General features: G+C 70.2%; 10 protein-coding genes. 8 read left to right on the forward strand and 2 right to left on the reverse strand.

The window, feature by feature from the left end; translation table 11 throughout:
* Positions 1 to 47 precede the first annotated feature (47 nt).
* The 5 genes from A4U64_RS00550 (at position 48) to A4U64_RS00570 (ending at position 5,142) form a co-directional block, all read left to right on the forward strand.
* Positions 48 to 1,175, forward strand: a complete 1,128-nt coding sequence (locus tag A4U64_RS00550) for an NDMA-dependent alcohol dehydrogenase (RefSeq protein ID WP_065923368.1) — start codon at positions 48 to 50, stop codon at positions 1,173 to 1,175.
* Positions 1,176 to 1,263: 88 nt separating this feature from the next.
* Positions 1,264 to 1,884 (forward strand): TetR/AcrR family transcriptional regulator, encoded by a 621-nt coding sequence (locus tag A4U64_RS00555; RefSeq protein ID WP_065923369.1) that lies wholly within the window; start codon positions 1,264 to 1,266, stop codon positions 1,882 to 1,884.
* Positions 1,885 to 2,147: 263 nt separating this feature from the next.
* A complete protein-coding gene (locus tag A4U64_RS00560; protein ID WP_043798040.1) occupies positions 2,148 to 3,365 on the forward strand; it encodes an acyl-CoA dehydrogenase family protein in 1,218 nt (405 codons plus the stop codon).
* A complete protein-coding gene (locus tag A4U64_RS00565; RefSeq protein WP_029546452.1) occupies positions 3,362 to 4,393 on the forward strand; it encodes a phosphotransferase family protein in 1,032 nt (343 codons plus the stop codon). The genes A4U64_RS00560 and A4U64_RS00565 overlap by 4 nt, the downstream gene beginning before the upstream one ends.
* Positions 4,390 to 5,142: an SDR family NAD(P)-dependent oxidoreductase gene (locus tag A4U64_RS00570; RefSeq protein ID WP_006939955.1), complete on the forward strand. Its 753-nt coding sequence runs from the start codon at positions 4,390 to 4,392 to the stop codon at positions 5,140 to 5,142. The genes A4U64_RS00565 and A4U64_RS00570 overlap by 4 nt, the downstream gene beginning before the upstream one ends.
* Positions 5,143 to 5,146: 4 nt before the next feature.
* Here the strand turns inward: A4U64_RS00570 and A4U64_RS00575 are convergent, their stop codons facing one another.
* A complete protein-coding gene (locus A4U64_RS00575; RefSeq protein WP_065921968.1) occupies positions 5,147 to 6,412 on the reverse strand; it encodes a GAF domain-containing protein in 1,266 nt (421 codons plus the stop codon).
* 230 nt (positions 6,413 to 6,642) lie between these two features.
* On the opposite strand from A4U64_RS00575, the gene A4U64_RS00580 reads away from it, so the two are divergent.
* The gene (locus A4U64_RS00580) at positions 6,643 to 7,698 is read left to right on the forward strand and encodes a 2,3-butanediol dehydrogenase (protein WP_065921969.1); all 1,056 of its coding nucleotides are present in this window, start codon (positions 6,643 to 6,645) and stop codon (positions 7,696 to 7,698) included.
* 3 nt (positions 7,699 to 7,701) lie between these two features.
* On the opposite strand, the gene A4U64_RS00585 is transcribed toward A4U64_RS00580, so the two are convergent.
* On the reverse strand, positions 7,702 to 8,334 hold the full coding sequence (locus A4U64_RS00585; protein ID WP_006939950.1) for a hypothetical protein: 633 nt from the start codon (positions 8,332 to 8,334) through the stop codon (positions 7,702 to 7,704).
* Positions 8,335 to 8,492: 158 nt separating this feature from the next.
* Here A4U64_RS00585 and A4U64_RS00590 point away from each other — a divergent pair, with 158 nt between their 5' ends.
* Together A4U64_RS00590 and A4U64_RS00600 are read left to right on the forward strand one after the other, a co-directional pair.
* Positions 8,493 to 10,370, forward strand: a complete 1,878-nt coding sequence (locus tag A4U64_RS00590) for a DUF2075 domain-containing protein (RefSeq protein ID WP_065921970.1) — start codon at positions 8,493 to 8,495, stop codon at positions 10,368 to 10,370.
* 327 nt (positions 10,371 to 10,697) lie between these two features.
* On the forward strand, positions 10,698 to 12,317 hold the full coding sequence (locus A4U64_RS00600; RefSeq protein WP_065921972.1) for an alpha/beta fold hydrolase: 1,620 nt from the start codon (positions 10,698 to 10,700) through the stop codon (positions 12,315 to 12,317).
* The last annotated feature ends 132 nt before the right edge of the window (positions 12,318 to 12,449 follow it).

Genomic DNA, 12,449 nt, shown 5'->3' on the forward strand with positions numbered 1-12,449 from the left:
CTCTACTCATGGTGACACAGTTCACAGTGGATCCGGTGGGAGGGTTCGTGAAGACCAAGGCTGCGGTGATCAAAGGGCTCAATCAGCCATGGGAGATCGAGGAGATCGACCTCGGAGACCCGGTCGCCGGTGAAGTGCAGGTGCGTCTGGCCGCGTCCGGACTGTGCCACTCCGACGAACATCTACGCTCCGGCGCGACGCCGATGGCGTCCTTCCCCGTCCTCGGCGGGCACGAGGGCGCCGGCGTGGTCACCAAGGTCGGGCCGGGAGTGGCCAACATCCGGGAGGGCGACCACGTCGTGCTCGCCTTCATCCCCGCGTGCGGGCGATGCCGCGCGTGCGCGAAGGGCCTGCAGAACATCTGCGACGAGGGGGCGAACCTCCTCACCGGGCAGGCCATCGCCGACAAGACGCACCGGGTGACCCTCAATGGTGATCCGGTCATCCAGATGTGCCTGCTCGGCACGTTCGCGCCCTACGTCACCGTGCACGAGGCCTCGGTCATCAAGATCGAGGACGACATCCCGCTCGACAAGGCCGCCCTGCTCGGCTGTGGCGTTGCCACGGGCTGGGGCTCCGCGACGGCGATCGGCGGCACCAAGGTGGGCGACTCCGTCGTCGTGATCGGCATCGGCGGCGTGGGCATCAACGCGGTGCAGGGGGCCGCGCACGCGGGTGCCCGGCACGTCGTCGCCATCGACCCGGTGGAGTTCAAGCGGGATCAGGCCAAGAAGTTCGGGGCGACCCACACGTTCGCCTCGATCGAGGAGGCGCTGCCGGTGATCGGCGAGATCACCTGGGGTGCGATGGCCGACGTCACGATCATCACCGTCGGTGAGATCCACGGGGACATCATCGCCCCGTCGATGGCGCTGACCGGCAAGGGCGGCCAGGTGGTCGTGGTGGGCATGGGCAGCGCCGCCGACACCCAGGTGACGCTGAGCCTGTTCGAGCTGACCCTGCTGCAGAAGCGCCTGCAGGGCGCGATCTTCGGTGGTATCGGCCCGCGCTCGCAGATCCCGAAGCTGCTCGACCTCTACCGCAGCGGACAGCTCGAGCTCGACAAGCTGGTCACCAAGACATACCGGCTCGAGGACATCAACGACGGCTATGCCGACATGCACGAGGGCCGAAACCTGCGCGGCATGGTGCTCTACGGCGACGACGACTACTGACGGGAGCCGGCACCGGCACCGCGATCCGGTGACGGGCCGGCCGGCGGTGACGTTCGGCCGGCCCGCCGGGGTCGCCTACGGTGATGCCATGGAAACGCGTGAGGAAGCCGTCGAATCGGGATCGTGGCGGCAGTACGGGCCGTCGACCCTGCCCAAGCCGCTCGAGGCCGCCCTCGAGGCGTTCGCCGAGCGCGGTTACGACGGCACCTCGATCCGGGAGATCGCCGCCCGGGCCGGGCTGTCGGTGCCGGGCCTGTACCACCACTACCCGTCGAAGCAGGCGCTGCTGGTCTCGCTGACGACGGCGGTGATGGGCGATCTGCTCGACCGCAGCCGGCAGGCCCTGGCGGAGGCCGGCCCCACGGCCTCCGAGCGGTTCGACGCGGTCGTCGAGTCCCTGCTGCGGTTCCACATGTTCCGGCGCAATCAGGCTTTCGTCGCCTCCACCGAGATGCGCAGCATGGAACCGGACAGCAGGAAGGCCTACATCGCGTTGCGCGACGAGCAGCAGCGGATGCTCGACGAGATCGTCCGGGACGGGGTGACGAGCGGGGAGTTCGGTACCGAGTTCCCGGAGGACGCGAGCCGGGCGGTGACCACCATGTGCGTCGCCGTCGCCGGGTGGTACCGACCGGACGGGCCGCTTGCTCCCGACGAGGTCGTCCACCGCTACCTCGCCATCGCGCGCTGCGCCGTGGGCGCACGGTAGGGACTGCGCCGTGGGCGCACGGTAGGGACTGCGCCGTGGGCGCACGGTAGGGACTGCGCCGTGGGCGCCCGGTAGGGACTGCGCCGTGGGCGCCCGGTAGGGACTGCGCCGTGGGCGCCCGGTAGGGACTGCGGTGTGGGCGCCCGGTAGGGACTGCGGTGTGGGCGCCCGGTAGATCGTCCGGGTTGACCGCGCGGGGTGGGGTGTGTCACGGTTGTCGTAACCGAGCGATCGATCGGTCGGGGTGAGGAGGAGGAATCGCGATGGCTGTCGATCTGTCGTACCCGGAACACGTCCAGGCACTGGTGGCGAGGACCGAGGAGTTCGTCCGGGAGCACGTGCTGCCCGTCGAGGACGCCCACAACGGTGACATCACCGCCGCCGGGGGCGACGACCTGCGGGTGAAGCTGCAGCAGGCGGCCAAGGACGCCGGCGTCTTCGCGCCGCACGCGCCCGTCGAGTACGGCGGCCACGGACTCGGCATGGTCGACCGCGCCCCGGTGTTCGAGGCGGCGGGCTACTCGCTGTTCGGGCCCATCGCACTCAACATCGCCGCCCCCGACGAGGGCAACGTGCACATGCTCGCGCACATCGCCAGCCCGGAACAGAAGGAGCAGTTCCTCGCGCCGCTCGCCCACGGCGACGTGCGGTCCGGATTCGCGATGACCGAACCGGCACCCGGCGCCGGGTCCGATCCCAACGCGCTCACCACCCGCGCCGAGAAGGTCCCCGGCGGCTGGAAGATCAACGGCCGCAAGTACTTCATCACCGGGGCCGACGGCGCCGGATTCTTCATCATCATGGCCCGCACCTCCGGCGAACCCGGACAGCGCGGCGGCGCCACGATGTTCCTCGCCCCCGCCGACACCCCGGGCCTGACCGTCGGCCGGCACATCGACACCATCGACCGCGCCATGATCGGCGGTCACTGCGAGGTGTTCTTCGAGGACCTGTTCGTGCCGGATTCCGCCGTCCTCGGTGAGGTCGACCAGGGCTTCGCCTACGCGCAGGTACGGCTCGGGCCCGCCCGCATGACGCACGTGATGCGCTGGCTCGGCGCGGCGCGCCGCGGCCACGACATCGCCGTCGCCCGCGTCGCCGAGCGGGAAGGCTTCGGCGGCAAGCTCGGCGACCTCGGCATGATCCAGAAGATGGTCGCCGACAACGAGATCGACATCGCCGCCACCCGTGCCCTGCTGACGCAGGCGTGCTGGGAACTCGACCAGGGCTCGCACGCGTCCAACTCCACGTCCATCGCCAAGACCTTCGCGGCCGAGGCGGTGTTCCGCATCGTCGACCGGTCGATGCAGATGTGCGGCGGCCTCGGCGTCTCCGCCGACCTGCCCGTCGCGCGGCTCGCCCGCGAGGTCCGCCCGTTCCGCATCTACGACGGGCCTTCCGAGGTGCACCGCTGGGCCATCGCCAAGCGCGCCGTCGGCGCCGCGAAGAAGGCCGCCGCCGCGAAGGAGAGCCGGGCATGAAGACCGCACAGCACGAGGGACTCGACCTGAGTGCCCTGCACCGCTACCTGGAGGACTCGGGCATCGCCCTCGACGGCGAACTGCGCGCCGAACTCATCTCCGGCGGCAAGTCGAATCTGACGTACGCGATCTTCGACGACACGTCGCGGTGGGTGCTGCGCCGGCCGCCGACGGCGGGGCTCACCCCGTCCGCACACGACGTCGCCCGCGAGTTCCGCATCACGTCGGCGCTGCAGGGTTGCGGCGTGCCGGTCGCGCAGACCGTCGTCCTGTGCGAGGACGACTCCGTGATGGGCGCGCCGTTCACCGTCGTCGAGCACGTCACCGGGCGGGTGATCCGCACGACCGAGGACCTCGCCACCCTGAGCGACGACGAGATCGAATCGTGCACCGGCGAGCTCGTCCGCGTGCTCGCCGCCCTGCACTCGGTGGACTACGAGGCCGTCGGCCTCGGAAACCTCGGCCGCCCCGACGGGTACGTCACCCGGCAGGTGAAGTTGTGGGCCGGCCAGTGGGACCGGGTCAAGACTCGCGACCTCGACGACCTCGATCGGCTCCACGCCGCCCTCGCCGACGCGATCCCCGCGTCGTCGGCGGCGTCGATCGTGCACGGCGACTACCGGATCGACAACACCATTCTCGATCCGGCCGATGCCGGAAAGATTGCGGCGGTGGTGGATTGGGAACTGTCCACGCTCGGTGACCCGCTCACCGACGTCGCCCTGATGTGCGTGTACCGCAACCCCGCGCTCGATCAGGTGCTCGGCGAATCCGCCGCGTGGACGAGCCCGCGCCTGCCGTCGGCCGACGACCTCGCACAGCGCTACGCGGTGGCGACGGGCCGCGAACTCGCCCACTGGAACTTCTACATGGGCCTGGCGAACTTCAAGCTCGCCGTCATCGCCGAGGGCATCAACCACCGCTGGCGCGTGGGGGCGACCGTCGGCGACGGCTTCGACCGGGCAGGGGAGGCCGTACCGGTCTTCGCGGCCGCCGGCCTGGAGGCACTGCGGGGAGGCGCAGCGTGACAACCGATCTCGTGAACCCCAGCGCCCTGGTCACCGGCGCATCCCGCGGCATCGGGCTCGGTGTCGCCACCCGCCTCGCGGAGCAGGGCTACGGTCTGACCCTCACCGCGCGCGACGAGGCGCGGCTCGACGCGGTGGCCGCCGGCCTGCGCGACGCCGGTGCGCCCGAGGTCCGGGTCGTCGCCGCCGACCTCGGCGACCCGGACACCGCGGCACGCGTCGTCGCGGCGCACGAGGAGACGTTCGGCAGCATGCGGGCGCTCGTGCTCAACGCCGGCGTCGGCACCGCCGGCACCATCGCCGAGTTCCCGATGCGGCGCTTCGGCAAGACGGTGTCCGTCAACTTCGAGACCCCCTTCGCCCTGATCCAGGCATCGTTGCCGCTGCTGCGCAAGGCCGCGACCGCCGCCCCAGGCCGCGGTGCGAAAGTGGTTGCGCTGTCGTCGATCACCGGCGTCTACGCCGAGGCCGGCCTGGCCGTGTACGGTGCGACGAAGGCGGCGCTGATCTCTCTGGTCGAGACGCTCAACGCCGAGGAGTCCGGCAACGGTGTCAGCGCGTCCGCGATCGCACCCGCCTACGTCGACACCGACATGTCCGACTGGATCAAGGACCGCATCCCCGCCGAGGAGATGCTCGAGGTGAACGACGTCGTCGAACTCGTCGACGCGGTGCTGCGGCTGTCCTCCCGTGCGGTGCTGCCGCGCCTGGTGCTCAGCCGGGCCGGGACGGACGCCTACCGAGCCTGAGCTCTCACCGGCCGTCCGCGAGCGCGCGGACGGCCGGGCTGGTCGCGTGCCGGACGAACGCGCAGTCCGCGAGGCGTTCGGCCGTTCCGAGGGTGAGCGTCATGTCGACCGAGTCGGCGAGCCGGTAGGGCCGGCTCTCGACGACGGAGCCGAGGACGCGGCGCAGCCGGGACACCTCCGCCCGCACCGCGACGGCGTGGTCCGGGTCGCCGTAGATGCCGTTGCTCACCTCGGTCACCGTCATTCCCTGCGGCCCCCGCAGGTGCAGCAGGAGCAGGATCTCGGCGTGCCGGGCGGACAGCGGGCTGCGCCACGCCGAGTCGGCGCCGCTGACGACGACCGTCGGCGTGCCGGACAGGTCCAGTTCCATCGCGATCCGCGCCGGACCACCCGCGGGCCGGATCAGCCAGCCGTGCGCGAGCTGCTCCGGCACGCACAGGCCCAGGCCGGGCACGCTCAAGGTCCGCTCGGACGTCGGCGCCGCCACGCGCTTGGTGGCCGCAACGCCCGACGCGTGCGCCACCCACCCGTGCTCGTCGACGAGCAGCAGCGGCCCGCTCATCGAGGCGAGCACCGGCGCCGCGGCCGTGCGCAGCCGTTCGAGCCGGTTCTCGTGCAACCGCCACAGCTGCGCCTCGGCGAGCCGCACCGCCGTCTCGACGAGCGCGCTGATGGTGGGATGGATGGTCAGGGCGGGGCCGCTCACGTCGACCACGCCGAGCAGTTCCCCGGTGCGCGGATCGTGGATCGGTGCCGCGGTGCAGTACCAGGGGTGCTGGGACTGCTCGAAGTGCTCGGCGGAGAACAGCTGTACCGGGGCGGCCTCGGCGAGGGCCGTCCCGATCGCATTGGTCCCCACGGTCGCCTCCGTCCACCGGGCGCCCTCGCTGAATCCGAGGCTGTCGGCGCGGCTGCGCACCTTGGCCGACCCGGCCCGCCACAGCACGATCCCGTCCGCGTCGGTCACGACCATCAACATGTGCGACGCCTCGGCCACGGAGCACACCACCTGCTCGAGGTCGCCGATCACCCCCGACAGCGGGGAGTTCCGCCGGCGCCGTTCGACCTCGGCGAGCGGCAGCAGGGCGCGGGCGTTGCTGCCGTCCGGAGCCAGCCCCGCGACGAGCACCCGGGACCAGGACCGGGCCACCACCGACCGCGGCCGCAGCGGCGACCGGCCGCCGCCGATGACCGCATCGTGCATGCGCGCCAGCTCACGCGCGTATCGATGCAGGTCGGTGCCGGGTTCGATGGCGCTGAAGTTGCCCACTGTCTCCGTCTCTCGTCGGTCGGGTTGCGGTGAGCATATGCCGAATTGTGTGGCCGGCACCACACCCGTCGCGCGGCGGCGCCGCGGCGCAACGCACTGCAACACTTGTTGCGGCGACGCCGGCGCTGTGTTCTGGATCACGCGCCGGCCTCGGTAGCGGCGCACCCGGATGGTCCCGCGTCGGACATGGCCGAACAGGTCCGACGCCCGTACAGCGAGGAGATCGACCCATGAAGGCAGCCCGCTTCCACGGCCCCGGGGACATCCGGGTCGAGGATGTCCCCGAACCGGCGACCCGGCCCGGAACCGTCAAGGTCGAGGTCGAGTGGTGCGGTATCTGCGGCACCGACCTGCACGAGTACCTCGAGGGCCCGATCTTCGCCCCGCCCGCCGGCGCACCGCACCCCATCACCGGCGAGACCGTGCCGATCACCCTCGGTCACGAGTTCGCCGGTGTCGTCGCGGAAGTGGGCGACGGCGTGGACGACGTGCGGGTGGGCGACCGGGTGGTCGTCGAGCCGTACATCATCTGCGGCCGCTGCGACGCCTGCCGCAACGGCCGCTACAACGTGTGCAGCACACTGGGATTCGTGGGCCTGTCCGGATACGGCGGCGGCTTCTCGCAGTACGTCGTCGCCGAGCGGCGCTGGATTCATCCGCTCGGCGAACTCGGCACCGACGTCGGCGCCCTCGTCGAACCGCTCGCCGTCGCGTACCACGCCGTGCGGCTCTCGGGTGCGCGGCCGAGCCACTCGGCGCTCGTGTTCGGGGCCGGGCCGATCGGGCTCGTCACCACCTCGGCGCTGCGCGCGGCGGGCGTCGAGCAGATCATCGTCGTCGAACCGGCCGAGGTGCGGAAGAAGAAGGCCGAGCCGGCCGGGGCGGACCACATCATCGACCCGCGCGACGGCGACGTCACCGAGCAGGTGCTGGAGCTGACCGGCGGCCGTGGCGCCGACGTCTCCTTCGAATGCGCCGGCATCGACGCGGTCCTGAAGACCGCTATCCAGTCCACCCGGGCGGGCGGCACGTGCGTGAACGTCGCGATCTGGGGCCACGAGGCGAGCGTTGCCATGAACGACCTCGTCTTCCGCGAGGTCAACCTGCTCGGCAGCCTCGCCTACGCGAACGATCATCCCGCCACGATCGAGATGATCGCCTCCGGCAAGGTCGACCCCTACCAGTTCATCACCGGCCGGATCGGGCTCGACGACATCGTCAAGGACGGCTTCGAGGAACTGATCACCAACAAGGAGGAGAACGTCAAGATCCTCGTCCAGCCGTGATCGTCAGTCGTCGTCGCCGTTCTCCTTGTCCTCGCCGCGACGGCGCAGGAAGTTGAATCCCGGGACGCCGACGATCGCTTGCCGCACGTCCTTCGCGACGCCCAGCAGCTCGTGGATCTCCGGGGCGACGCTCTCGAGCGTGCCCAGGATCGGCATCAGGGCCGTCATCCGGTCCGCGAGCTCCGGCAGCTGATCGAGCAGGACGACGGCCGCGTGGACCTCCTCGGCGCTGAGTTCCTCGATGAACTGGCCCGCGAGCGGCGCGGCCCGCGTCGCCATCGGCGCGTAGGTGTCGAGCAGTTCGCCGGCCGCGTCGGACGTGCGGCCGGCGGACGACACCACATCCTGCGCCCGGTGGGCCACGGCCGCGGCGTCGCCGACCACCGTCGAGCTGCTGTCGATGACCTCGTCGACCCGGCCGACGGCGGCGCGGGCGTCGGTGACGACCTCATCGATGCGCGCGACGATCGCGCGGGCGTCGGTGACCACGTCGTCGACGCGGGCGACGAGCGCCTCGGTGGCCTCGAACAGGCTCGTGACCCGCCCGGGAACTGACACCGCGAACTCGGCGACCTCCACGGTCCGGTCCAGGGCGATGCGGGCGGCTCCGAGGGGCGCGGCGAGAAGCGACATCATGTGCTCATCCTGCCGGACGGGTGACCCTGCCGGTGTCATCGGGGAGCAGCCCTCCGCTAGCCTCTCCACTGCGGCCCGACGGACTTCCGCTGCGATGAGCGGTCCCGGACATGTCCCCACCCGCACGACTGAATTCGTGCTGCCCAGGGGACCTGACCGTGACGCTGCTTCGTACATCTGCCCGCCGGATCGCCGAGTTGGATCGGCCCGATTCGCTGGCGGAGCAGTTGTTGGAGCAGATGCTGTTTCGCACCGGTCATCGTCCCAGTCAGGCCGAACAGAAGTCGTGGAGCCGAAGCCTGCCGGTGCTTGCGCAGGATCTCGTCGATGCCGGCCTCGGCGATGTCGAGATGCTGCTCGAGTACCATCTGCCGCTCACCTCGCAGCGTGCCGACGTGGTGCTCGCCGGCACTCATCCGGCCACCGGGGCCGTGTCGTATGTCGTGGTGGAGCTGAAGCAGTGGTCGGCCGCGCGGCGCTTCGAAGACAATCCCGAACTCGTCGAGGTGGCGGGAATGCCGGGCGGGCCGAGGCTGCATCCCGTCGCGCAGGTCAAGGGGTACTGCGACTACCTGAGCGATTTCGCGCACGCTGTCGCGGATCAGCCCGATGCCCTCGCGGGACTCGCGTATCTGCACAACGCCACCGATCCGTCCGCGGTGGCGGAGCTGCGCGCCTATCCGGGCGGGATCACCGGCCGGTTGTTCACCGCCGCCGACCGCGGCGACATGATCGACTTTCTCCGCACCCGGCTCGCCCCGGTGTCCGGGCACACCGCAGGCGACACACTCTTGAAGTCCGCGGTCGCACCGTCCCAGCAGCTGCTGAAGGTCGCCGCCGCCGAGGTGCGCGACCGGCCGCAGTTCCATCTGCTCGGCAATCAGCAGTTGGCCGTGGACCTGGTGCTGCACGAGGTCGAGATGTCCCGCGCCGCGGACCGCAAGCGCGTCGTCATCGTCACCGGGGGACCCGGCAGTGGCAAGAGCGTGATCGCGCTGTCCCTGCTCGGCGAGCTGGCCCGCCGTGGCCGCACCGTCCTGCATGCCACCGGGTCGCGTTCGTTCACCCAGACCCTGCGCAAGGTCGCCGGGGCGCGCGCCCCGCGGGTGCAGAAGATGTTCAAGTACTTCAACCAGTTCATGTCGGCCGAACGCAACGGCCTCGACGTGCTGATCCTCGACGAGGCGCACCGAATCCGTGAGACCTCCGTCGATCGGTACACCCGCGCCGAGCTGCGCACCGATCGACCGCAGATCGACGAACTCATCTCGGCGGCGCGCGTCCCGGTGTTCCTGCTCGACGAGCACCAGGTGGTGCGGCCGGGTGAACTCGGCTCGCTCGAACAGATCGAGCGCTACGCCGCGACGCTCGGACTCGAAACCCATCACGTGCACCTCGGGGAGCAGTTCCGCTGCGGAGGCAGCGAGGAGTACGTGCTGTGGGTCAAGCGTCTGCTCGGTCTCGTCGAGGGTGGCCCGGTGCGGTGGTCGGGGGATCCGCAGTTCGCGGTGCGCGTGGCCGATTCCCCGGAGGAGCTCGAGTTCCTGCTCGAGCAGCAGCGCGACCGCGGATACTCGGCACGCATGACGGCGGGGTACTGCTGGCCGTGGAGCAACCCCGACAAGGACGGCCGTCTCGTCCCGGATGTGCAGATCGGCGCGTGGGCACGGCCGTGGAACAGCAAGAGCGAACGCCGCACCGGCGACGCGCCGCCGGCCGCACTGTGGGCCACCGAGGACGGGGGTTTCGGGCAGGTCGGCTGTGTCTACACCGCGCAGGGTTTCGAATACGACTGGAACGGCGTCATCCTCGGACCGGACCTGGTGTGGCGGGACGGAGGATTCGTTTCGGTCCGTACGGCCAACAAGGATCCCGACTTCAGAAATGCGAAGAAGATCAGCGATATTCGATTCGATCGTCTGGTGCGAAACGTGTACAAGGTTCTCCTGACGCGGGGCATGATCGGCACCGTCATCTATTCCACCGACGAGCCGACTCGCGAGGCGCTGAGAAGGCTGATTCCCGAGGGAAATTGACACTACGCCGGGAGAGGCCGCGATCCGATCGCGTGTGGTTCGGCGACGGGACGCCGCATCACCGCCTACCGAGAGGAAATCGTGATCACCGCTTGGGCGATGAGCCGGTGGCGATCGTCTCCCGGGGTGTTCGAGTCGCTCCGCGAGACCGTTTACCTGATGCGCTCACCAGCGAACGCCCGGCGTACGCTCGATGCGATGGAACGGCGGGATTCAGGCGAGAGGCAGCCGCACGAGCTGCTCGATGGTGACGACTGACCGTGTCGCGGTAGATGTGAGGGTCGCCGGCCTCTTGTGAAGCACCGGAACCCGGCGCACGCTGGACGTATGGCAGTCGCACCGAAGATTGCGGTGGCGGGCGCGGCGACGGCCGTGGTCTACGGGAGCCTCGTGCGCCCCCGGCTCGTGCGGTGGGGCGCCACCGACGAGGAGATCAGCGGGCCGTTCCCCGGCGCCGACCTGGTTCCCGACGGGGAGCGATCGGGGGCGATGGCCGTCACCATCGACGCGCCGCCCGAGCAGGTCTGGCCGTGGCTGGTGCAGATGGGCTGGGACCGCGGTGGGTGGTACTCCTGGGATCACCTGGACAATGCCGGTCGCCCGAGCGCCCGGGAAGTGCATCCGGAATGGCAGGACATCCGGCCCGGCGACCAGCTGAAGTACTGGGCGCCCGGCGCGGGACCGATGGACGCGTACAAGGTCGCGCGGATCGAGCCGAACCGTTTCCTCGGGCTGTACGGGCTGATCGATCTGCGGGGCCGCACCCTCGACCCCGGGCAGCCGCGACCGTCCGGCTATCTGGAAGGACTGTGGGGCTTCCAGCTGAAGGAGCTGCCCCGCGGGCGCACCCGCCTCGTCATCAGCGGATATCAGGCGGGCCGACCGCGATGGATTACGCGCCTCGTCTACTCCGGAATCTTCCCCCCGGTCGTGTGGATCATGCAGGCGCGCATGCTGGTGGTCCTCAAAAGAAGAATCGAAAATAACTCGCGGGCAACAGATTCGAACACGGCGACAGGAGAGGCGCGAGGACGCGACTCGCGTGGTCCTTCGTCGGCGGTGGTGAAATGGCGCGGCAGCCTGCACCGCGTCCGGCCCGGCCGGGTCCCGATCCGGGACACCTCCCTCTACGTCGACGTGGTCGGGCAGGGACCTCCGTTGGTGGTCATGCACGGCGGACCGTCGGCGGACATGTGGACGATGCAAGCCTTCCGGCAGTGCGCGGACCGGTTCACGTTGGTGTTCTACGACCACCGCTGCAACGGGCGCTCGATCGGTGCACCCGTCGAAACGATGACGTGGGAGAACCTCACCGCGGATGCCGACGCCCTGCGCGAGAGTCTCGGTTTCGAGCGGTGGGCGGTGCTCGGGCATTCGTTCGGCGGGCAGGTCGCGCTCGAGTACGCTCTGCGCTACCCCGAGCGGGTCTCGCATCTCGTGCTGCTCGACACCGGCGCCGACAGTCACTGGGAGCGCCAGAACGTTCCGAAGGTGCTCCTCGAACGCGGCTACAGCCGGGAGAAGGCGGAGCTGGCGCGGCGGTGGTTCACCGGCGAGTTCACTCCCCGCGAGTACTTCCCGATCTTCGCGCAGATCGGGGACGCATACTTCTACCGTTCCGGCCTCGACATACTGGCTCGCGAGCTGAGCAGCGGAGCGTGGCGTTCGAGGCTGCGGCCGGCGCCGCTCATCTTCGCCGGCCGGCATCTGCTGAAGGACTGGACGGTCACCGATCGTCTCGGTGGGATCACCGCGCCCACGCTCGTCGTGGCCGGGCGCGAGGACTTCGTGTTCCCGCCGGAGTGCCAGCGGGAGCTGGCCGCCGGCATTCCCGGTGCGCGCCTTCGGATCATCGACCGGGCCGGGCACAACCCGCACGACGAGCAGACGGCCGAGGTCGTGCGGGCACTCGAAGACTTCCTGGGTGCCGACATTTCCGCCGGATAGATCGCGCGCCTCGGTTGTGGCGTAGGTGAACGTGCCGCGGCGCAGGACGCTTCGAGGAGACGGACGCCCTGCGGGCGACTGTCCTCGACCGAGCGGAGACCCTACGGGTCCCTGAGCCTTTCGGCCCCTTCC

It is taken from the genome of Rhodococcus sp. WB1 (assembly GCF_001700945.1).
In the GTDB taxonomy this organism is placed as follows: domain Bacteria; phylum Actinomycetota; class Actinomycetes; order Mycobacteriales; family Mycobacteriaceae; genus Rhodococcus; species Rhodococcus aetherivorans.

Coding starts and splice junctions, on each gene's coding strand:
- A4U64_RS00555 (WP_065923369.1), top strand. CDS start 1,264: ATGGAAACGCGTGAGGAAGCCGTCGAATCGGGATCGTGGCGGCAGTAC.
- A4U64_RS00560 (WP_043798040.1), top strand. CDS start 2,148: ATGGCTGTCGATCTGTCGTACCCGGAACACGTCCAGGCACTGGTGGCG.
- A4U64_RS00565 (WP_029546452.1), top strand. CDS start 3,362: ATGAAGACCGCACAGCACGAGGGACTCGACCTGAGTGCCCTGCACCGC.
- A4U64_RS00580 (WP_065921969.1), top strand. CDS start 6,643: ATGAAGGCAGCCCGCTTCCACGGCCCCGGGGACATCCGGGTCGAGGAT.
- A4U64_RS00585 (WP_006939950.1), bottom strand. CDS start 8,334: ATGATGTCGCTTCTCGCCGCGCCCCTCGGAGCCGCCCGCATCGCCCTG.
- A4U64_RS00600 (WP_065921972.1), top strand. CDS start 10,698: ATGGCAGTCGCACCGAAGATTGCGGTGGCGGGCGCGGCGACGGCCGTG.